The 19154-nt window shown below is 60.1% G+C and carries 19 protein-coding genes; 12 read left to right on the top strand and 7 right to left on the bottom strand.

The genetic code is table 11. The features are described from left to right. Nucleotides 1-33: 33 nt before the first annotated feature. The gene (locus tag ACUTSW_RS16180) at nucleotides 34-1233 is read right to left on the bottom strand and encodes a serine hydrolase domain-containing protein (RefSeq protein ID WP_445584863.1); all 1200 of its coding nucleotides are present in this window, start codon (nucleotides 1231-1233) and stop codon (nucleotides 34-36) included. A 313-nt stretch (nucleotides 1234-1546) separates the two neighbouring features. Here ACUTSW_RS16180 and sfnG point away from each other — a divergent pair, with 313 nt between their 5' ends. After that, nucleotides 1547-2638, top strand: a complete 1092-nt coding sequence (gene sfnG, locus ACUTSW_RS16175) for a dimethylsulfone monooxygenase SfnG (protein WP_004949798.1) — start codon at nucleotides 1547-1549, stop codon at nucleotides 2636-2638. Nucleotide 2639: 1 nt separating this feature from the next. Here sfnG and ACUTSW_RS16170 read toward each other — a convergent pair whose 3' ends face one another. Genes ACUTSW_RS16170 through ACUTSW_RS16160 form a run of 3 tightly spaced genes read right to left on the bottom strand, consistent with a single transcriptional unit; the run spans nucleotide 2640 to nucleotide 5332 of the window. Continuing rightward, complete coding sequence (locus ACUTSW_RS16170) at nucleotides 2640-3341, bottom strand: trehalose-6-phosphate synthase (RefSeq protein WP_445584862.1); 702 nt, start codon at nucleotides 3339-3341, stop codon at nucleotides 2640-2642. 14 nt (nucleotides 3342-3355) lie between these two features. Next, complete coding sequence (locus ACUTSW_RS16165) at nucleotides 3356-3895, bottom strand: GNAT family N-acetyltransferase (RefSeq protein WP_445584861.1); 540 nt, start codon at nucleotides 3893-3895, stop codon at nucleotides 3356-3358. Between the two features lie 57 nt (nucleotides 3896-3952). Further along, nucleotides 3953-5332: a glutamine synthetase family protein gene (locus ACUTSW_RS16160; protein WP_445584860.1), complete on the bottom strand. Its 1380-nt coding sequence runs from the start codon at nucleotides 5330-5332 to the stop codon at nucleotides 3953-3955. Between the two features lie 255 nt (nucleotides 5333-5587). On the opposite strand from ACUTSW_RS16160, the gene ACUTSW_RS16155 reads away from it, so the two are divergent. Next, entirely contained in the window at nucleotides 5588-5902 is a 315-nt protein-coding gene (locus ACUTSW_RS16155; RefSeq protein WP_445584859.1) for a hypothetical protein, read from the top strand. A 31-nt stretch (nucleotides 5903-5933) separates the two neighbouring features. Here the strand turns inward: ACUTSW_RS16155 and yncE are convergent, their stop codons facing one another. Both yncE and ACUTSW_RS16145 read right to left on the bottom strand, forming a co-directional pair. Beyond that, the gene (gene yncE, locus ACUTSW_RS16150; RefSeq protein ID WP_445584858.1) at nucleotides 5934-7010 is read right to left on the bottom strand and encodes a 7-bladed beta-propeller protein YncE; all 1077 of its coding nucleotides are present in this window, start codon (nucleotides 7008-7010) and stop codon (nucleotides 5934-5936) included. 203 nt (nucleotides 7011-7213) lie between these two features. Beyond that, the gene (locus ACUTSW_RS16145) at nucleotides 7214-8116 is read right to left on the bottom strand and encodes a LysR family transcriptional regulator (protein ID WP_311994137.1); all 903 of its coding nucleotides are present in this window, start codon (nucleotides 8114-8116) and stop codon (nucleotides 7214-7216) included. 168 nt (nucleotides 8117-8284) lie between these two features. On the opposite strand from ACUTSW_RS16145, the gene ACUTSW_RS16140 reads away from it, so the two are divergent. The 7 genes from ACUTSW_RS16140 to ACUTSW_RS16110 all read left to right on the top strand — a co-directional run bounded on the left by ACUTSW_RS16140 (nucleotide 8285) and on the right by ACUTSW_RS16110 (nucleotide 15513). Next, nucleotides 8285-8983: a CoA transferase subunit A gene (locus ACUTSW_RS16140; protein ID WP_311994136.1), complete on the top strand. Its 699-nt coding sequence runs from the start codon at nucleotides 8285-8287 to the stop codon at nucleotides 8981-8983. Nucleotides 8984-8994: 11 nt separating this feature from the next. Further along, nucleotides 8995-9648 (top strand): CoA transferase subunit B, encoded by a 654-nt coding sequence (locus ACUTSW_RS16135; RefSeq protein WP_311994135.1) that lies wholly within the window; start codon nucleotides 8995-8997, stop codon nucleotides 9646-9648. A gap of 14 nt (nucleotides 9649-9662) precedes the next feature. Beyond that, on the top strand, nucleotides 9663-10853 hold the full coding sequence (locus ACUTSW_RS16130) for an acetyl-CoA C-acetyltransferase (protein WP_445584857.1): 1191 nt from the start codon (nucleotides 9663-9665) through the stop codon (nucleotides 10851-10853). Nucleotides 10854-10868: 15 nt separating this feature from the next. Then, complete coding sequence (locus ACUTSW_RS16125) at nucleotides 10869-11792, top strand: 3-hydroxyacyl-CoA dehydrogenase family protein (protein WP_445584953.1); 924 nt, start codon at nucleotides 10869-10871, stop codon at nucleotides 11790-11792. A 44-nt stretch (nucleotides 11793-11836) separates the two neighbouring features. Next, nucleotides 11837-13231: a GntP family permease gene (locus ACUTSW_RS16120; protein ID WP_445584856.1), complete on the top strand. Its 1395-nt coding sequence runs from the start codon at nucleotides 11837-11839 to the stop codon at nucleotides 13229-13231. A gap of 12 nt (nucleotides 13232-13243) precedes the next feature. Then, complete coding sequence (locus ACUTSW_RS16115; protein WP_445584855.1) at nucleotides 13244-14014, top strand: 3-hydroxybutyrate dehydrogenase; 771 nt, start codon at nucleotides 13244-13246, stop codon at nucleotides 14012-14014. Between the two features lie 362 nt (nucleotides 14015-14376). After that, nucleotides 14377-15513, top strand: coding sequence for a porin (locus ACUTSW_RS16110; RefSeq protein ID WP_311994131.1), 1137 nt, complete (start codon nucleotides 14377-14379; stop codon nucleotides 15511-15513). Between the two features lie 32 nt (nucleotides 15514-15545). On the opposite strand, the gene ACUTSW_RS16105 is transcribed toward ACUTSW_RS16110, so the two are convergent. After that, nucleotides 15546-16367, bottom strand: a complete 822-nt coding sequence (locus ACUTSW_RS16105; RefSeq protein WP_445584854.1) for an AraC family transcriptional regulator — start codon at nucleotides 16365-16367, stop codon at nucleotides 15546-15548. A gap of 117 nt (nucleotides 16368-16484) precedes the next feature. On the opposite strand from ACUTSW_RS16105, the gene ACUTSW_RS16100 reads away from it, so the two are divergent. From ACUTSW_RS16100 to ACUTSW_RS16090, 3 genes are all read left to right on the top strand, one after another. Beyond that, nucleotides 16485-16865 carry a hypothetical protein gene (locus ACUTSW_RS16100; protein ID WP_311994129.1) on the top strand — a complete coding sequence of 127 codons (381 nt, stop codon included), beginning with the start codon at nucleotides 16485-16487 and terminating at the stop codon, nucleotides 16863-16865. Nucleotides 16866-16875: 10 nt separating this feature from the next. Next, the gene (locus tag ACUTSW_RS16095) at nucleotides 16876-17754 is read left to right on the top strand and encodes a helix-turn-helix domain-containing protein (RefSeq protein ID WP_445584853.1); all 879 of its coding nucleotides are present in this window, start codon (nucleotides 16876-16878) and stop codon (nucleotides 17752-17754) included. A gap of 174 nt (nucleotides 17755-17928) precedes the next feature. Then, the gene (locus ACUTSW_RS16090) at nucleotides 17929-18849 is read left to right on the top strand and encodes a L,D-transpeptidase family protein (RefSeq protein ID WP_445584852.1); all 921 of its coding nucleotides are present in this window, start codon (nucleotides 17929-17931) and stop codon (nucleotides 18847-18849) included. The last annotated feature ends 305 nt before the right edge of the window (nucleotides 18850-19154 follow it).

The following is a 19154-nucleotide window of genomic DNA, read 5'->3' as shown; positions in this document are numbered from 1 at the left end:
CCGATGCCGTATGCAGCAGCTTAATGGGTTGAGTCAAACGGGCGGCGTTTCCTCGCCGCTCATTATCGCCATCACTTTTTTGGCGAGCCAGGTGGCAAGAGTGGTGCCATTCACCGTCAACCCCTCAACGTTCACCATTACGCTAACCCCGGCAGGAGAAGCGATTTGGCCGGGGGCGTCGCTGGCTATCAGCAACAGATAGCTGTTGGCGCCCGCCAGGTCGCCATCCTTATAGAGCATTGCCGGTGACAGAGCGGATGCCGGGGTCATGAACCATCCCATGCACAGCTGTGACGTACCGGCGGTGACACCGGTTGTGGGCGTATGGAGTTTTTGCAGCAGGATTTCGCTATCCGGCAGGTTCTTATTCAGGCCCAGATTAAATCTCAGCCATTCCAGCATATCCCGTGGTGAGGTCATCACGCCGCCACCGCCGTAATACGCGTCGAAGTTGGCGGAACTGGGCGATGCGAGCTCGTAGGTGCCGTCATTGCCATTGTCACCCGCGCTATAGGTATAGCACCGAGGGAGCATTTTCGGTGCAGCGGGCGGTTTAGGCTCGGTAGAGGGCGTGCCCTTGATGTACGGCGGGCTGTACTGCGAATCGTTCATCCCCAATGGGTGGAAAATCCAGCCGTCGATGAGCTGCGCAAATTTGGCATGGCCGATTTTTTCGGCCAGCAACCAGCCCAGCAAAGAGAAAGCCAGATTCGAGTAGGTATAGCGCTCCGTGGTTCCTTCGGGTTCAAAGGGATTGCCGCGCAGGAACCCGAACATCTCGTCAACCTCATAAGGAACCGGAAAGGGCGTCGGCAGGGTGCCGGAGTCCGGCACATTATCGGCCGGAAAACCCGAGGTGTAATTCACCAGGCTGCGCAGGGGAATATCAAGATAATTGCTGCCGAGGGTGGAAGGACGCACGATATCCGCGACGGTGGTGTCGTCATCAATCATGTCTTTTTGCAGGGCCATGGCGTAGGCGGTGGCGGTAAAGGTCTTGCTGCAGGACGCTATTTTAAACAGCACGTCATCGGTGAATGCGATGGAATGGTTATCCCAATCGCGCAGATTGCCGTACCGGTAAATCCCGCCTGCGCCGGGGAGATCGCCGCCGTCCCAGCAGATGGCAATCCCCACCCCATCGGGGAAAGGCTCGGTCTGGTCGGCGCTGGCTTGTTGGAGCAATTGATCCAGTTGGTCGGTAGTCGGCGGGCGATAGCTATGGTCTGGCATGGCGCTGTCCTCTATCAACACGCCGGAAGGGGCGTTCAATCAAGATAGCTTATATTTCGTACAGTGGCGGAGAGCGTCGCTCGCTGCTGCATGGGCAACACTCACCCGACAGCCGCTGCTGCCAATGCAACAGACTCCGTTTTACTTATCTCGCTAACCTTTTATTTTTCAATTAGATCGAATGATCAGGCGGTTGGCACGCATCCTGCTAATCGGTTTATAACCAAATTGCGTGATTCAATATCGATAAATCAATAATGGTTATATAAACGCCGCATAACGGCACCGACATTCAGAAAAAGGGAGAGGAAGCATGTCCAAATCGAACGAGCAGCAGCCCATCCAGTTTGCCTACTGGGTGCCGAACGTGTCCGGTGGGCTGGTGATCAGTAACATCCCGCAGCGTACCGGTTGGGATATCGGCTACAACCGCAAGCTGGCGCAAATCGCCGAGCGCGCCGGTTTTGACTACGCGCTGACCCAGATCCGCTTCACCGCCGGTTACGGGGCGGATAATCAGCATGAATCGGTAGCGTTCTCGCAGGCGCTGCTGGATTCCACCTCAAGGCTCAAGGTGATCGCCGCGCTGCTGCCGGGGCCGTGGAACCCCACTCTGGCGGCCAAGCAGATCGCCACCATCAGCCACCTGTCCGATGCGCGCATTGCGGTCAATATCGTCAGCGGCTGGTTCCGCGGCGAGTTCAAGGCCATCGGCGAGCCCTGGCTGGATCACGAGGAGCGCTACCTGCGTTCGGAAGAGTTTATCCGCTGCCTGCGCGGCATCTGGACCGAACCCAGCTTCACCTTCGCCGGCGATTTTTATCGCTATCGCGACTACTCGCTCAAACCCAAACCGCTGGATCCGCTGCCGGAGATTTTCCAGGGCGGCAGCTCGCGGGCGGCGCGCGACATGGCGGCACGGGTGTCGGACTGGTATTTCACCAACGGCAACAGCGTCGAGGGCATCAAGCAGCAGGTGGACGATCTCCAGACCAAGGCGACGGCCAACCACCACCGCGTGAAGGTCGGGGTGAACGGTTTTGTCATTGCGCGCGACACCGAGCAAGCAGCGCAGGCGGTGTTGCAGGAGATCATCGACAACGCCAATCCGGCGGCGGTGAAAGGCTTCGAGCATGAAGTGAAGAACGCCGGGGCGGCCTCGCCGGAAGGCGAAGGCAACTGGGCCAAATCCAGCTTCGAGGATCTGGTGCAGTACAACGACGGCTTTAAAACCAACCTGATCGGCACCCCGCAGCAGATCGCCGAGCGCATCATCGCGCTGAAAGACGCCGGGGTGAACCTGATGCTGCTGGCGTTCCTGCATTTCCAGGAAGAGGTGGAGTTCTTCGGCAGAGAAGTGATCCCGCTGGTGCGTGAACTGGAACGCCAGCGGGCGGCAGCCTGAATCAGTAAATCTTTCTGGCGTTGATCCCGGCCGGGAAGAGGCCGGTGGCGAAGATGTGCCCGTTAACCTGCAACTGGTCGTCGGGCAGCATCTCCAGCGGGTACTCGTTGGCCAGATAGCTGAGGAAGTTATTGCGGTCATCGAGCGTCTGAAAGCCGATCAGATCATAGAAAAACAGCGACTCGATTAACCCGCGGTGCTCGGGGATCTGCCTGAGCAGCGCCGCCGACGGGAACGGCAGGTGAAAGAAGAACGCGCACGGGTTCAGCAACCCTTGTTCCTTCAGCGCCTGGCCGCAGGGCAGCAACTGGTAATCATCGATGCAGATGATGTCGCTTGGGCAAACATACTCGCAGGCGATGTCGGCGAAATGCAGGTTGAGCTGCCGGTAAGCCCGGTAATTCTCCGGCGTGAAATGCGCTTTCTCCGGCTGGTTGTGGAACACCGGCCACAGCCCATCGTGATAATAGCCCTGATAGTGGCGGCAAAACTCATCGACAGACAGCGGGAAGGTCACCTGTTCATAGCCGGCATTGTGCCGATAGCAGACCGGGCGTTCGCCAAAGTTCTGCACGTCGCCGTTCCAGCCCAGCCACAATCCCCGATCCGCCTCATTCGCGACGTCGGGCGAAAGGGCCTGCGTGGCGCAGGCCAGATCCTTGCTGTCACACTGCTTATTCGAGATCAAAACCAAACGGGACATGGTGTTTTCCTTACTCAGTGCACAGACTGGGGGATATTGAGTGCGCCGCAGGGTTGATCAATCGCGGGCTGCGTGATGGTCCACACCCTGTCTGGCTGGTTGACCGGTTCATAGCCCACCTTGGCGTACAGCCACGGCGCCTGGCTGGCGTAGAGCATGATGCGGTGCAGCCCGCTCATGAGCGGATGTTCCAGGCAACTGTGCATCAGCCATTGCCCCAGCCCGTTGCCGCGGTATTCGGCTGTGATAAACACGTCGCTCAACCAGGCGAAGGTGGCGTGGTCCGTCACCACCCGGGCAAAACCGATCTGGCGTTTTTTTCGGTACAGGCCGAAGCACAGGCTGTGGCGAATGGCGCTCTCCAGCGTGGCGCGGTCGATCCCCTGCGCCCAGTGCGAATGACGGAGAAAGTGATGAATAAAATCGATGTCCAATAGCCGGCGATCGGTGCTGATCGTCAATGCGCCTTTATGCCAGGTGAATAGCGGCCCATCATTTACTGCGTTCGGCTGATTATTATTGTCGGCGATTACCGACCGAGGTTGATGCTTCATCGTCGTCCTCTGTGCATTGCCAATAAATAAAGTCGTCACCGTGACGAAACCACGGCGTTACAGCATCCAGCTTATTTCCGCTTCGGTGACCTGTTCTTCGAAACGGCGCAATTCGGCGGTTTTGCAGGTGTGCCACAATGCGGTAAACGCCGGGCCGAGCGTTTCGCGCAGCGGCAGGCTTTGCCGGAACAGCGTGAGCGCTTCTTGCTGGCTAAGCGGCAGCGCCGCCGCGTCGTCGTTTTCATACCCGTTGCCGCAGGCCGCCGGGGGCAGCGGCAGTGGGTGCTCCAGCCCGTACAGCATGCCGCTCAGCATCGCCGCCACCGCCAGATAAGGGTTGGCGTCGGCACCGGCCAGCCGGTATTCGATCCGCTGGTTGGCGCTGTCGGCGCAGGGCAGACGCAGCGCCACCGTGCGGTTGTTGTGGCCCCAGGAGGCGCGCAGCGGCACGTGCATGCCTGGGCGGAAACGGCGGAACGCATTGATGTTCGGCGCGAATATCGCCATCGAGGCCGGCATCAGCGCCAGCATCCCGGCGATCGCCTGCGTCATGGTGGCGCTCAGTTCACCCGGCGTGCCGGCCAACAGGTTGTGGCCCTGTTCATCCTGCAAACTGATATGAAAATGCAGACCGCTGCCGGCGGCTTGCGCGCAGGGCTTGGCCATAAAGCAGGCGTGCTGGTGGTGTTTTTCCGCCATCTGGCGCGTCAGCCGTTTCAGGGCCAGCACCTGGTCACAGGCTTCCAGCACCCGTGCGCTGTGGTGCAGGTTCAACTCATATTGGCCGGAGGCCGCCTCGGCCACGATCCCCGTCAGCGGCAGCGCCTGCAGCCGGGCCTGATGCTCAATCTCATTGAGCAGCGCGTGGTGGCGCTCCGGCGCATCGACAGAAAAACTCTGCGTTGGGCTGTGGCTGCTCCCGGCGGGCAGTTGCTGTGGATCGTGCAGATAAAATTCCAGCTCGGCCGCCACCACCGGGTAATAGCCTTTGGCATGCAACCGCCCGAGCAGCTGTTGCAGCACCACACGCGGTTCCAGCTCGCAGGCGTCGCCATCGGCATTTTTCATCGTCAGCAGCAGTTGAGCATGGCGTTGCGGATCGCGGGCGCAGGGCCGCAGCGTGCCGGGCACCGGCAGGCACAAGCGATCCGGTTCGCCCGCCTGCTGGCCCAGTCCGCTTTCTTCGATCACCCGCCCGCCGAGATCCATAGCGTAAATCGATAAGGGGAAATAGCAGCCCTTATCCAGCGAGAACAGTTCGGCAACCGGCAGCCGCTTGCCGCGAAACTGGCCATTCAGATCGTTGAGGTAAATATCGACGTGTTCGGTATCCGGATAGCGCTGTAAATACTGTTCGACTTCTTTGCGAAATGAGCGCGACCGCGAAGCGGGAATATCCGCCAGCAGAGGGTTAAAACCAATAATATTAGAATACATGGCGGCCCCCGAGCTTAATGAAAAACGCGGGTTCAGTCATAAACAAGGCAGGGTATAAACACATGAGGCATCCGTCTCGTGAGGCCATAATGGCGATGTAATGATGTTATCCGTGGCCCTGAAAACTGTCTGTAAAAACGCCGTAACTTTATTTCCGCGCAGAATAAAAAAGCTGTAAATAATGCGCGTTGCTCTGATGGTTGAATAATAAAAGGCTGCATATACTGCGGAGAACAAAACAAGTTGGAGAGAGCCATGCTCAGAATCATTATCGTATTTGCCGCCGTCATCACCGCCTTCAACGCGGCAGCCTCGTCCGAAGCGGCCTGGGCCAAGGGCGATAAAGCGCTGCAGGCGGCCTGCCTGAAGGCCAGCGGATTGAAAGCGGCCAAAGCCGCCGGGGCGATCATTCATTATGATGACGACGTCGGCTACTCGGCGCTGTTGATCAGCGGGCGCTACCCGCAACCGTTTATGAAGAACAAGCCGGGCAAAGAACTGTGCCTCTACCGGCGGGCGACCCAAAAGGCGGTGGTTCAGGAAGCCGATGGGGTTCTGGGTAAGCCGTAGAGGCGGGGGCGCCGAGCGCCCCCGGTCTTGATTATTTCAATGCTATGCGAATCACGTCATCCGGTGCCGTGGCTTCTTTTTCACGGCTGGAAGCCTGTTTGACGCTGACGTACAGCGTCTGGCCATCCGGTGACAGCGCCAGGCTGTTCGGGTGGGTCGGCGTCTTGAGGGTGTTCAGCAGCTTGTAACTTTTGGCGTCAATTACGCTCACTTCGCCCGCCTTGCGGTGGGTCACGTAAACTTCATTGCGCGCCGGGTTGAACAGCACCGCCAGCGATTCCGGCACCTCGATTTTGCTCAGGACAGTGCCGTCGCGGGTATCGACAACCAACACCTGCGCCTGTTTGGAGTCGGTGATAAAGGCGCGGTGGGTGGCCGGATCCAGGCTGAGGTTCAAGAAGAAGTGCTCTTTGGATTCATCCAGCTTTTTGCGGGTGAGCACCTTGTTGGTTTTGGTGTCGATAGTCACCAGCTCGCCGTCGGCGTTGGTCACATACAGGCGGCCGGCTGCGGCGTCCAGCGCCAGGCCGGTGCCGTATTTGCCGGTATCGGTGATGGTGGTGCGCAGGGTGAGATCTTTACCGTCCACCACCCAGACCACGCTGGATTCGCCCAGCCCGGTAATGTACAGCGTGTCGGTCGCGGCGTCGGCCACCAGTTCACGCGGTGCCAGCGGTTTTACCGTCTCGGTGCGTTGGCGGGCATCCAGCACCAGGCGGCCTTTCACTTCGCCGGTCTTGGCGTCGATGGCGGTCACCGAGTTGTTTACCGTATTGCCGAAGAACAGCGTATCGGTCTGTCCGTTAATCGCGGCGCCGAAGGGTTTGATGTCGTTGTGAATCACCTGGGTGATGTCCAGCGTCTTGGGATCCAGCCGATAAACCACGCCGCCCTTATCCAGCTTACGGCTTTGCGAGGTCGCCAGGTACAGCGCGTTTTCGCCCTGGCTGTAGACCATCTCATAAGCGCCTTTACCGACCGGTTTACGCAGCATCTCAGGTTCGCCCTGGGCCAGCAGCGGGGTGGAAAACAGCATTGACGTGAGCAGCAGCAGTGGGAAGGTGGCGCGTGCGCCAAAGCGGCGGCTGGTGGTGGTTGCAGAATTCATAACCTCTCCATGGAGTTAACAAAGCATATCGCCCACAGGGCGGTTGCCCTGGAGCCAGGAAAGCTCAACATTGAATAAAAGGGAAAATCCGGCCGGTCGCGTCGTTGCGCGCCGATCCTTGTATTTGCGAATAGTAATCATTATTCATGGCGAAGGGGAGCTATTTCGGCAGGGGTGGGGGGGAAATCACAGTGTGGAGGAGGTTAACGCCGTGCGGCCGCGGCCATGCGCGTTTCGATCACCCCGGCAAGCGCCTGGGCTGCGGAAGACAGGCGGTGCTGGGTGAGCCGGATAAGCCCGACCCGCCGTTCGATAATCGGGCCGACCAGCGGCACGCACACCGCGCCCAGTTCGCCCATCTGTTGTTCGCACAGTGCCGGTACCGCGCTGGCACCGAGCCCATTGGCCACCATGCGGCCGACCGTCACCAACTGATGGCTTTCAAATGCCACTTCCAGGTTTCTCCCGCTTCTTGCCAACTCCTGCTCCAGCAGCAAACGCACCGCCGAAGGGCGCTGCAGGGTAATAAAGTCCAGCGTCAGCAGCTCCTTCCAGCTCACCTGCGGCCTGCCCGCCAGCGGTGAATCTTTCGGCACTACCGCCACAAAGCGATCGTTGCACAGTGGAGTGAAGTGCAGGGTATCGCTCGGTTCCGGCTCAAAGGCGATACCCATTTCCACCCGGCCTTCACGGATCATCTCGAACACCTGCTCGTTAATCACGTCGTGCACCGCCACGTTGATCCCGGCGTAGCGATCGCGAAACGCCTTGAGGATCGGCGGAAGCGGGTTGGCGGCGAACGACGGCATGGCGGCGATCGACACCTTGCCCAGTTGCAGGGTAAAACGCTGGTGCATTGCTTCTTCCACGTTGTCCCAGTCTGCCAGCAGTTGGCGCGCCATTGGGAAGAAGCTTTCGCCCTCTGGCGTCAGCGTCACGCGGCGGGTGGTGCGCAACAGCAACTGGCCGCCCAGCACCTCTTCCAGCCCGCGAATAGTGAGGCTCAGCGCCGGCTGCGAAATATTCAGCCGTTCGCTCGCCTGGGCGAAGTTAAGAGTGTGAGCTACCGCTAAAAACGCGCGTAACTGTTTGATGCTCATTTTCATTTTTGTTTTGGTTAACTCTTTGTAAATTTAAGGTTAACGGATGATTAATAAAAATTCTAAATGAATGGGGCATAAAAACAAAATTAACAAATCATTTTTGTGACCTGAAGATGCCCTGACGCAAGCAAGGGCATACCGCCCTGCGCCACAGGATTCAGGGGCAACGATATGGCAGGGCTAGACAAACGCGTCGGCAGCTATCAGGAAGCACTGGCCGGCCTGACGGACAATATGACGGTGCTGGCGGGCGGTTTCGGCCTGTGCGGCATCCCGGAAAACCTGATCAATGAGATCCGCCGCCGCGGGGTGCGTGGCCTGACGGTGGTCTCCAACAACTGCGGCGTCGACGGTTTCGGTCTCGGCCTGCTGCTGGAGACCCGTCAGGTCCGCAAGGTGGTGGGCTCCTACGTTGGCGAGAACGCACTGTTCGAACAGCAGGCGCTCAGCGGCGAGCTGGAGGTGGAACTGACGCCGCAGGGCACGCTGGCGGAAAAAATCCGCGCCGGCGGCGCCGGCATTCCGGCGTTCTTCACCGCCACCGGCTACGGCACCCCGGTAGCGGAGGGCAAAGAGGTGCGCGAGTTCAACGGCCGCCCCTACATCATGGAAACCGCCATCACCGGCGATTTCGCCATCATCAAGGGCTGGAAGGCCGATCACTTCGGCAACGTTGTCTACCGTCATACCGCTCAGAATTTTAATCCGCTGATGGCCACCGCCGGGCGTATCACGGTGGTGGAGGTGGAAGAGATCGTCGCGCCTGGCGAGCTGGATCCGGCGGCGATCCACACCCCCGGCATCTACGTCGACCGGCTGATCCAGGGCACTTTCGAAAAGCGCATCGAGCAGCGCACCCTGCGGGCATAAGGAGAACAGGCATGCTTACCCGTGAACAAATGGCGCAGCGCGTGGCGCAGGAACTGAAAGACGGCTACTACGTCAATCTGGGCATCGGCATCCCGACGCTGGTGGCCAACTACGTGCCGCCGGGCATGGACGTGATGCTGCAGTCGGAAAACGGCCTGCTGGGGATGGGCGAGTTCCCGACCGAGCAACAGCTGGACGCCGACATGATCAACGCCGGCAAACAGACCGTGACCGCGCGCATCGGCGCGTCGATCTTCGACTCGGCGCAGTCGTTCGCCATGATCCGCGGCGGCCACGTCGATCTTACCGTGCTGGGCGCGTTCGAAGTGGACGTCGCGGGCAACATCGCTTCGTGGATGATCCCCGGCAAGATGGTCAAGGGCATGGGCGGCGCGATGGATCTGGTGGCGGGAGCGGAAAACATCATCGTGGTGATGACCCACGCCTCGAAGGGCGGCGAATCCAAGCTGTTGCCGCGCTGCACGCTGCCGCTGACCGGCGCCAACTGCATCCGCAAGGTGTTGACCGATTTGGCCTATCTGGAAATTGAAGACGGCGCCTTCGTGCTGCGCGAGCGCGCGCCCGGCGTCAGCGTGGAAGAGATCGTCGCCAAAACCGCCGGTCGGCTGATTGTGCCGCCGACGGTGCCTGAAATGCGTTTCTGAAGCTGGAGGTGAATGTGCAACAACGTGAAGTGGTTATTGTGGCCGCCACCCGCACCCCGGTGGGCAGTTTTCACGGCGCGCTGGCGTCGCTGACGGCGGTGGATCTCGGCACCCTGGTGGTGAAAGCGCTGCTGGAACGCAGCGGCGTGCGGCCGCAGCAGGTGGACGAGGTGATCCTCGGGCAGGTGCTGACCGCCGGTTGCGGCCAGAACCCGGCGCGCCAAACCGCGTTGAACGCCGGGCTGCCTCACAGCGTACCGGCGCTGACCGTCAACAAGGTCTGCGGCTCCGGCCTGAAGGCCATCCAGCTGGCGGTGCAGGCCATCCGCTGCGGCGACGCAGAGGCCGTCATCGCCGGTGGTCAGGAGAGCATGAGCCAGGCACCTTACCTGATGAACGGTGCGCGCGCCGGTCTGCGCCTCGGCCACGCTCAGCTGGTCGACAGCGTGATCCACGACGGCCTGTGGGATGCCTTCAACGATTATCACATGGGTATCACCGCCGAGAATCTGGCGGAGAAATACGCCATCGGTCGCGCCGAGCAGGACAGGTTTGCGCTGGCGTCGCAGCAGAAGGCCCAGGCGGCGCAGCAGGCCGGGCACTTTGCGCAGGAGATCACCCCGGTGTCGGTGCCGAAGCCGAAAGGCGAACCGCAGCGCGTCGAGCACGATGAGCAGCCGCGCGGCGATACCCGTCTGGAAGGGCTGGCTCGGCTGCGCCCGGCGTTTCGCAAAGAGGGCACGGTGACTGCCGGTAATGCGTCATCGCTGAACGACGGTGCGGCGGCGGTACTGCTGATGAGCGCCGAAAAAGCCGCCGATCTGCGGTTGCCGGTGCTGGCGCGCATCGCCGGTTATGCCGCCTCGGGCGTCGAGCCGGCGTTCATGGGCATCGGCCCGGTGCCCGCCGCGCGCCGCTGCCTGGAGAAAGCCGGCTGGCGGCTGGACGAGGTCGACCTGATCGAAGCCAACGAAGCCTTCGCCGCGCAGGCGCTGGCGGTGGGTAAGGCGCTGGGCTGGGATGCCGGGCGGGTCAACGTCAACGGCGGGGCGATAGCGCTGGGTCACCCGATCGGCGCTTCCGGCTGCCGCATTTTGGTCACGCTGCTGCACGAGATGCAGCGCCGTGAAGTGAACAAGGGGCTGGCGATGCTGTGCATTGGCGGCGGGCAGGGCGTGGCGCTGGCGGTTGAGCGCGTTGGATAACCCGAGGAGAGCATGATGCGTTCACCTGACTATGTGGTGCTGGGTGCCGGGTTGATGGGGGTAGGTATCGCCACCCACTTTGCCCGCCACGGCCACGCGGTGCTGCTGTACGATCCGGACCCGCGACGGCTGGCGGAGGTGCCGGCAGTGGCGGGCAGCATTTTGGCGGAACTGAGCGATGTGGGGCTGTTTGCCGCCGCCGATAGCCCAACCGCGCTGGCTCGGCTGAGTGTGACTGACCAACTTGACGACGTGGCGCGCGCCCGGTTGCTGATCGAGGCGATCCCCGAGCGGCTCGAGCTGAAGCACGCGCTGTACGAGCAACTGGAGGGGGTGATCGCCGACGACGCGGTGATCGCCAGCAACACCAGCGGGTTGCCGCCGGACGAGCTGGCGGTGCGCATGATTCATCCGCAGCGGCTGCTGATCGCCCATTTCTGGAACCCGCCGCACCTGATCCCGCTGGTGGAGATCGTGCCCGGCAGCGCCACCGAACCGCGTCATCTGGCGGCGGTGCAGGCGCTGTTGAGCGGCATGGCGCTGGAGGCGGTGGTGCTGGACCGCGCCGCGCCGGGCTTTGTCGGCAACCGGCTGCAGTTTGCGGTGCTGCGTGAGGCGCTGCATATCGTACACAGCGGCATCGCCAGCGCCGAGGTAGTGGATCAGGTGATGCGCGCCTCGCTGGGGCGGCGCTATGCGATGGTCGGCCCGCTGGAGGCCGCCGACATGACCGGGCTGGAGACGGTGGCGGACATCGCCCGTCATTTGTTGCCGGAGCTGGCGACCAACGAAAGCATGATGACGCTGGTGGCAGATCGTCTGCGCCAGGGCAATACCGGGCTGCGTAGCGGCCAGGGGTTTTATCTCTGGGATAAGGCCCGCAGGGAGCGAATTCAACAACGGCGGGCGCACCAGCTGCGCTTCGCGCTGAAGCCTTAACTTCTCACTTCTGTACCTGACAATAACAACGATATTGAGGAGCGATGATGAGCGTTTTGATTGCCCTGGCGGCACTGGGATTACTGATGCTGGCCGCCTACCGCGGCTACAGCGTGATTTTGTTTGCCCCGATCGCCGCGCTGGGTGCGGTGCTGTTGACCGATCCCGGCGCGGTGGCCCCGACTTTCACCGGGCTGTTTATGGAAAAAATGGTCGGCTTCGTCAAACTCTACTTCCCGGTGTTCCTGCTGGGGGCGGTGTTCGGCAAGCTGATTGAGCTGTCCGGCTTTTCCCGTTCGATAGTGGCGGCAGCGATCAACATCCTCGGCCGTCGCCACGCCATCCCGGTGATTGTGCTGGTGTGCGCGCTACTGACCTACGGTGGCGTTTCGCTGTTTGTGGTGGCCTTTGCGGTCTACCCCTTCGCGGCCGAGCTGTTCCGCCAGAGCGGCATTCCCAAACGGTTGATCCCGGCGACGGTGGCGCTCGGCGCGTTCTCGTTCACCATGGACGCCCTGCCCGGCACGCCGCAGATCCAGAACATCATCCCGACCAGTTTCTTCGGCACCAATGCCTGGGCCGCACCCTGGCTGGGGCTGATCGGTTCGTTGTTCATCATCGCGGTTGGGCTGCTGTATCTTGAGCGTCAGCGGCGCAACGCGCAGTTGAAGGGGGAAGGCTACGGCACCGAGCTGCTCAACGAGCCGGAAACCCCGGACAACATCAACCTGCCCAATCCGCTGATCGCCATTATGCCGCTGATCCTGGTCGGGCTGCTCAACCTCGGTTTTACCCACTGGATCCAGCAGTGGTACGGCACCAGCCATGAGCTGATGCTGCCGGGGCTGGCTAAACCCATCACAACCGAGGTCGGCAAGATCACCGCCATCTGGGCGGTGGAAGCGGCGCTGGTGTCGGGTATTGCGTTGGTGGTGATTTTCGGCTTCCGCAATATTCGCGGGCGACTGGCGGAGGGCAGTAAAACGGCGGTCAGCGGGGCGATTTTAGCGGCGATGAATACCGCCTCGGAATACGGCTTCGGTGCGGTCATTGCGGCGCTGCCGGGTTTTCTGGTGTTGTCGAAGGCGCTGGCGGCCATCCCCAACCCGCTGATGAATGAGGCGATCAGCGTCACCCTGCTGGCCGGTATCACCGGTTCGGCCTCCGGCGGCATGAGCATTGCGCTGGCGGCGATGTCCGACAGCTTTATCGCCGCTGCCCATGCGGCGCAGATCCCGCTGGAGGTGCTGCACCGGGTGGCCTCGATGGCCAGCGGCGGCATGGATACCTTGCCGCACAACGGCGCGGTGATCACCCTGTTGGCGATCACCGGTCTCAGCCACCGCCAGGCCTATGGCGGCATTTTCGCCATCACCCTGATCAAGAGCGCCGCAGTGCTGTTCGTGATCGGCGTGTTCTACCTGACCGGCATTGTTTAAAGGAGCGATACCATGAGTTTACAAGGCAAAACCGCGCTGGTGACCGGCTCGACCAGCGGCATCGGCCTCGGGCTGGCGGCCAGTCTGGCCGCCGCCGGCGCGCGCGTGATCCTCAACGGCTTCGGCGACGTGGAGCAGGCGCGCGAACAGATCGCCCGGCTGGGGACGGCGCCCGGCTATCACGGCGCCGATCTCAGCGATCCTGAGCAGATCGCCGACATGATGCGCTACGCCGGGCGCGAGTTCGGCGGGGTGGACATTTTGGTGAACAACGCCGGCATTCAGCATGTGGCGCCGGTGGATCAATTCCCGGTCGACAAGTGGAATGCCATTATCGCCATCAATCTGTCATCGGTATTTCACACCAGCCGGCTGGCGTTGCCCGGCATGCGCCAGCGCAACTGGGGGCGCATTATCAACGTGGCCTCGGTGCACGGGCTGGTGGCCTCGAAGGACAAATCGGCCTATGTGGCGGCCAAGCACGGCGTGGTGGGGCTGACCAAAACCCTTGCGCTGGAAACCGCGCGCACGCCGATCACCTGTAACGCCATCTGCCCCGGCTGGGTGTTGACGCCGTTGGTGCAGCGGCAAATCGACCAGCGCATCGCCGCCGGGGTCGATCCGCAGCAGGCGCGCGACGATCTGTTGGCGGAGAAGCAGCCTTCGCTTGAGTTCGTTACCCCGCAACAGCTCGGCGAGCTGGCCCTGTTCCTGTGCAGCGAAGCGGCGGTGCAGGTGCGTGGCGCTGCCTGGAATATGGACGGCGGCTGGCTGGCGCAGTAATTTCCCTCCGGAGCGCGCCGCTGCGCTCCGTTTTTTCCGCCATAAATAATACCCACGAGTGATGGTTTTTTGGGGGTGATAATATTTATTTGTTATTAACTATGAAAGTTTCCGGGTAAAAGCTTGGGTGTTTTTCCGATTAAATCGCGTGGGGCAGTTTACTAATTGCGCGATATATTACATCCACTTTCTCTTGGTTACAGTTGAATACTTTTGTGGCGAAAATTAATCCTGCTTAAGATAAAGATAGGTTATGACATGAATTTTTAACTCTTGCGCCATTTGCGCACATCGGGTAATTGTTTATACGTGGCTTAAGACCACCGTATTAATAAAAATAACTTTTTCGGGCAGGGGTAATAATGAGAAATATAACAACGCCAATATTCATTGGCGGCGTCGTGCTGTCGGCGTTATCCGGCAGCGCGCAGGCTGAAATCACCATTTTAGATAAAAACCCGCAGAGCAATGTGTTGCTGGCGCCGCTCAGTTTAAAAGTGGGCGGCAGCATTCGCCCCGAGTGGATCTTCAATAACGGCCCGGAACCGGGTTATTACAAAAATGGCCATGACGGCGGCACCCGTTTCCGCTTCAGCGGCGACTATGCGCTGACGCAGGACACCTCGATCATCGGTTACTACGAGTGGGGCGTCGATCTGGCGCACGCGCTGAGCTGGGACGGCCACTACAACGAAGACGGCCAGCGCGATCGCCAGCGCCAGCTGTACGCCGGCTTTAAGGACGACCGCTACGGCACGTTAACCTACGGCCATCAGTACGGTATTTATTACTCCGTGGTCGGCATTAAAAGCGACGTCTGGGATAACGACGGTCATGCGGGCGGCACCGGCATCGGTATTTCCGGCGACTATGACGGCGGTAATAAACCGAAGAACAGCATTAAATACACCAATGATTTTGGGCCGGTCACTCTGTACGCCAACTATTTATTACCGGAAGACGATCTGCACACCGCGGATAATCTCAGCTATCGCCGCAAGGGCGGCGGCGGGTTGGGCTTCGACTATAAGGTAACGAAAGAATTCACCTTCAGCGCCGCCTACAGCTACACCGACGCGAAGATGAAAGACAACCTGTATAACGAGAAAGACTATCACCAGCAGCTGTCCGGCACTGCGCTGACCTGGCAGCCGAATAACTGGTATATCGTCGGCACCGCCAGCTATTACAAGGACTATGTGCCGAGCACCCGCGAACGCACGCTGTCGCATTATTTCGCCGGCAGCGGTTACGGGGTGGAAGGCTTCGTCGGCTACACCTTCAATATCGATAAGCCGTACCTGAAATCGATCCAGCCTTACGTAGCGGCGGACTCGTTGCAGCTGAATGGCGACGAAGAATACCACGCCAATCACGTTTACTTTGGCGCGGGCACCACCATCGGCTACGGGCTGTCGGTGTACGTCGAACGCACGCTGGCCCACACCAGCGACAAAGAGCCGGATTCCACCTGGGTCACGGTGTTCTACGATTTCTGATGCAACGTTCAAGCCGGCGAAAGCCGGCTTTTTTACATGGTGATAATGCCGCCGGCCGTCTGACCCGAGGCGTTTCTCTCCGCCAGATAGCGCGCCGGCGGTTTGCCCACTGCTTTCCTGAACATGGTGACGAAGCCGCTGGCGCTCTCGTAACCCAGATCCAGCGCAATCCGTTGCACGCTTTCCCCCTGAGTTAACCGCTGCAGCGCCAGCATCACGTGCAGCTGGCGCCGCCAGTGGCCGAAGCTCATGCCCATCTGCTGTTGCAGCGTGCGGCTGAGAGAGCGTTCGCTCATGCCGATACGCTGCGCCCACTGGCTGAGGGTGGATTTATCCGCCGGGTTTTGCAGCATGCGCTCCATCAGCTGGCGGATGCGCGCATCGTCGGACACCGGCAGGTGCAGGTTTTCTATCGGCGCGGTCGCCAGCTGATCCAATAACACCGTCGTCAGCCGTCCTTCCGGCCCCTGCTCGTCGTAAAAGGGATCGAAGGTGCTGGCCTGCAGCAGCAGTTCGCGCAGCAGCGGTGATACCGACAGCGTACAGCAGTTCTGCGGCAGGTGAGCGGCAGCCAGGGGATCGACAAACAGGCAGTAGGCTTCGGTCGAACCGGCGCCCTGGGCATTGTGCAACACGTTGCCGGGCATCCACAGGGCGCACTGCGGCGGCACCAGCCACAGCCCGTTGGCCACTTCGCAACGGATCATGCCGCGCACGGTGTAAATCAGCTGCGCCTTGTGGTGACGATGAGGAGCGACTTCCCAGTCTTCATCAATCGTCGAGCTTTGTACGGCGAAAATGGTGCGCGGCACCTGGTCGATGTCAAAGCGCGGCCGGACGATCTGGACTGTCATGAGAATTATTCTCAATTTGGCGTGATTGAAAAATATTATGTCTTGATTACGCAATGCGGTCTAGCGTCGCCGCCGATAAAGTAAGCGCCTGTGCCAAGCGCTTTTTCAAGGATGCCGATGATGTCTCTAGATCCCGTTAACTTTCCGCTGGTGTGGATGCGCCAAAACGGGCGCGATACGCAGGCCGAACTGGCCGAGTTCAGCGCGCTGCTGGCGCGTGCCGAGCCCTTTGTCATTTTGTCCGATCGCCGGGTGGGGGACGCCGGCGATCAACCCGATCGCGACCAACGCACCCAGGTGGCGCTGTGGAAGCGCGACAACCGTGAAGCGCTGCAGCTGTGGGTGAAGGGCATGATCATGCTGGAGCCGGACGAGGCGCAATGCGCGATGGCCGAAGAATTCGCCGAGTACGCCGCCAAATTTTGGGGCTATCCGGTGCTGGTGGCCGCCGACGAGGCGCGGGCGCGCCTGCTGGCGTTGGCTTTACTGAGTCAATAAGGGGGAATCCATGTATCAGCAACAGGTGATAACGCAGCTGCTGGACTGGATTGAGCAAAATCTTGACCAGCCGCTGACGCTGGACGATATCGCCGCCAAATCCGGCTATTCCAAATGGCATTTGCAGCGGCTGTTCAAGCAGTTAACCGGCCACGTTCTGGGGACCTACGCCCGGCGCAGAAGGTTGAGCGCCGCCGCGCGCGAGTTGCGGCTCACCCACATCAGCGTGGCCTGCATTGCCGATAAGTACCAGTTTGATTCCCAGCAGACCTTCACCCGCTGCTTCAAGAAGCAGTTCGGTTTGCCGCCGGCCGGTTATCGCCGCAGCCCGGATTGGGCCAGCCACGGCATGCAACCGCCGCTGCGTTTGAGCGAAGGGCCGTTGCCGCAGGCGGACATCGTTACCCTGCCTGCCATGCAACTGGTGGGGCGCTCCCAGCGGGGCAACTGCACTCTGGGGCAACTGCCGCATTCTAAACACGAGCTGCGTCAACACGCCTGGCGCCAGATGGTGCGCACGCAAGCCGAGCCGCCAGCGGTGGTGTACGGTCTCACCAGCCTGGAGGCGGATAGCCGCCAACGCGGCGGCAAGCGCATTGTCTATACCGTGGCGCTGGCGGATGAACAGGCGGAAGGCGAGAGGGTGCTCATCGAGCAAGGCGACTACGCCAGTTTTGTTTATCAGGGCAGGGTGGAGGAATTACAAAACTTTATCGCCCGCCTGTACGATACCGCGATCCCGATGATGAAAGCGGTGCGGCGGCCGGGGCAGGATATCGAGCGCTTTTACCCGGCGGCGGGCGGCGTTTGCAACGGAGCAAGCACGGCAATCCGTTGTGAATACCTGATCCCCATACGCCGAATGACGCCGCCAGACGTCACGCTTTAGCGGCGTTTTTCACAGTAAGTCATCTTCATACCGCAGCAGGTTACAAAAAAGTGCGTCATGACACAGGGAATGTTTCGCACTTAGGTCAATGTGCACATATAATGCGCATCCGGTCATTTATGGCCGAAAATAACCTATATCAATAATCTGCCAGTGGCCACGACCAACACGAAGATGAAAATGAACATTCGCGCGTTATTAACCCTGTGTACGGCGCTGGTTGCATTCAGCCAGTCTGCCTTCGCCGTCGTATACCCTTTGCCTGCCAAAGACAGCCGTCTGGTCGGTGAAAACATCCAAATCACCGTACCCGAAGACAGCAAGCTGCCGCTGGAGAGCTTTGCCGCTCAATACCAGATGGGCCTGAGCAATATGCTGGAAGCCAACCCGGGCGTGGATCCGTTCCTGCCGAAAGCGGGCAGCACCCTGACCATCCCACAGCAGTTGATCCTGCCGGACGCACCGCGTGAAGGCATCATCATCAACAGCGCCGAGATGCGTCTGTACTACTACCCGAAAGGCACCAACACCGTGATCGTGCTGCCAATCGGTATCGGCCAGTTGGGTAAAGACACCCCGCTGAACTGGATTACCTCGGTACAGCGCAAAAAAGACGGCCCAACCTGGACGCCAACCGCCAAGATGCGTGAAGAATACGCGGCAGACGGCGAGATCCTGCCGGCGGTATTCCCGGCCGGCCCGGACAACCCGATGGGCCTGTATGCGCTGTACGTTGGCCGCCTGTATGCGATCCACGGCACCAACGCCAACTTCGGTATCGGCCTGCGCGTGAGCCACGGCTGTGTGCGTCTGCGTGCTGACGACATCAAATACCTGTTCGACAACGTGCCAGTCGGCACCCGCGTGCAGTTTATCAACGAGCCGGTGAAAGCCACCGTCGAGCCGGACGGTTCCCGTTACGTGGAAGTGCATAACCCACTTTCCGCTAACGAAGAAGAGCTGAAGTCCAAAGATCCGGTGCCGTTAACCCTTTCTGCGCCAGTGGGCAAAGTGGTGATGGATCCTGCCGTTAACCAGAGCGAAGTGGACGCGGCGATCAAAGCCCGTTCCGGTATGCCGGTTAAAGTGAACTGATTGATTCAGTGATGTGAAAAAGACGCCTTAGGGCGTCTTTTTTTTGGCTGTAAATCGCTATTTTGCGTACTGCGCCGCCGTTGTTTTCTTCTCGTCAAAACAGGGCCTGACGGCTTTGCTATGGCCTGTTAGGTTAATCACATTCACCCGCCGCTATTTTTCCTGCCTTGCAGACGCACTTGCGATCACCAAATAAAAAATATCAATTAATTAATTGGTTATATAACCCGTCTGGCCAGTTACTGCCTGAAACAATCCTCGCAAAATACTCTCTCTGTGATAATAAGATCACAAAAGCGTAACGA

Source organism: Serratia sp. TSA_198.1 (assembly GCF_052686505.1).
The sequence above is the reverse complement of the archived record's forward strand: the minus strand, read 5'-3'. Positions and strand labels throughout refer to the sequence as shown.

Coding starts and splice junctions, on each gene's coding strand:
- ACUTSW_RS16180 (WP_445584863.1), bottom strand. CDS start 1,233: ATGCCAGACCATAGCTATCGCCCGCCGACTACCGACCAACTGGATCAA.
- sfnG (WP_004949798.1), top strand. CDS start 1,547: ATGTCCAAATCGAACGAGCAGCAGCCCATCCAGTTTGCCTACTGGGTG.
- ACUTSW_RS16170 (WP_445584862.1), bottom strand. CDS start 3,341: ATGTCCCGTTTGGTTTTGATCTCGAATAAGCAGTGTGACAGCAAGGAT.
- ACUTSW_RS16165 (WP_445584861.1), bottom strand. CDS start 3,895: ATGAAGCATCAACCTCGGTCGGTAATCGCCGACAATAATAATCAGCCG.
- ACUTSW_RS16160 (WP_445584860.1), bottom strand. CDS start 5,332: ATGTATTCTAATATTATTGGTTTTAACCCTCTGCTGGCGGATATTCCC.
- ACUTSW_RS16155 (WP_445584859.1), top strand. CDS start 5,588: ATGCTCAGAATCATTATCGTATTTGCCGCCGTCATCACCGCCTTCAAC.
- yncE (WP_445584858.1), bottom strand. CDS start 7,010: ATGAATTCTGCAACCACCACCAGCCGCCGCTTTGGCGCACGCGCCACC.
- ACUTSW_RS16145 (WP_311994137.1), bottom strand. CDS start 8,116: ATGAAAATGAGCATCAAACAGTTACGCGCGTTTTTAGCGGTAGCTCAC.
- ACUTSW_RS16140 (WP_311994136.1), top strand. CDS start 8,285: ATGGCAGGGCTAGACAAACGCGTCGGCAGCTATCAGGAAGCACTGGCC.
- ACUTSW_RS16135 (WP_311994135.1), top strand. CDS start 8,995: ATGCTTACCCGTGAACAAATGGCGCAGCGCGTGGCGCAGGAACTGAAA.
- ACUTSW_RS16125 (WP_445584953.1), top strand. CDS start 10,869: ATGCGTTCACCTGACTATGTGGTGCTGGGTGCCGGGTTGATGGGGGTA.
- ACUTSW_RS16120 (WP_445584856.1), top strand. CDS start 11,837: ATGATGAGCGTTTTGATTGCCCTGGCGGCACTGGGATTACTGATGCTG.
- ACUTSW_RS16115 (WP_445584855.1), top strand. CDS start 13,244: ATGAGTTTACAAGGCAAAACCGCGCTGGTGACCGGCTCGACCAGCGGC.
- ACUTSW_RS16110 (WP_311994131.1), top strand. CDS start 14,377: ATGAGAAATATAACAACGCCAATATTCATTGGCGGCGTCGTGCTGTCG.
- ACUTSW_RS16105 (WP_445584854.1), bottom strand. CDS start 16,367: ATGACAGTCCAGATCGTCCGGCCGCGCTTTGACATCGACCAGGTGCCG.
- ACUTSW_RS16100 (WP_311994129.1), top strand. CDS start 16,485: ATGATGTCTCTAGATCCCGTTAACTTTCCGCTGGTGTGGATGCGCCAA.
- ACUTSW_RS16095 (WP_445584853.1), top strand. CDS start 16,876: ATGTATCAGCAACAGGTGATAACGCAGCTGCTGGACTGGATTGAGCAA.
- ACUTSW_RS16090 (WP_445584852.1), top strand. CDS start 17,929: ATGAAAATGAACATTCGCGCGTTATTAACCCTGTGTACGGCGCTGGTT.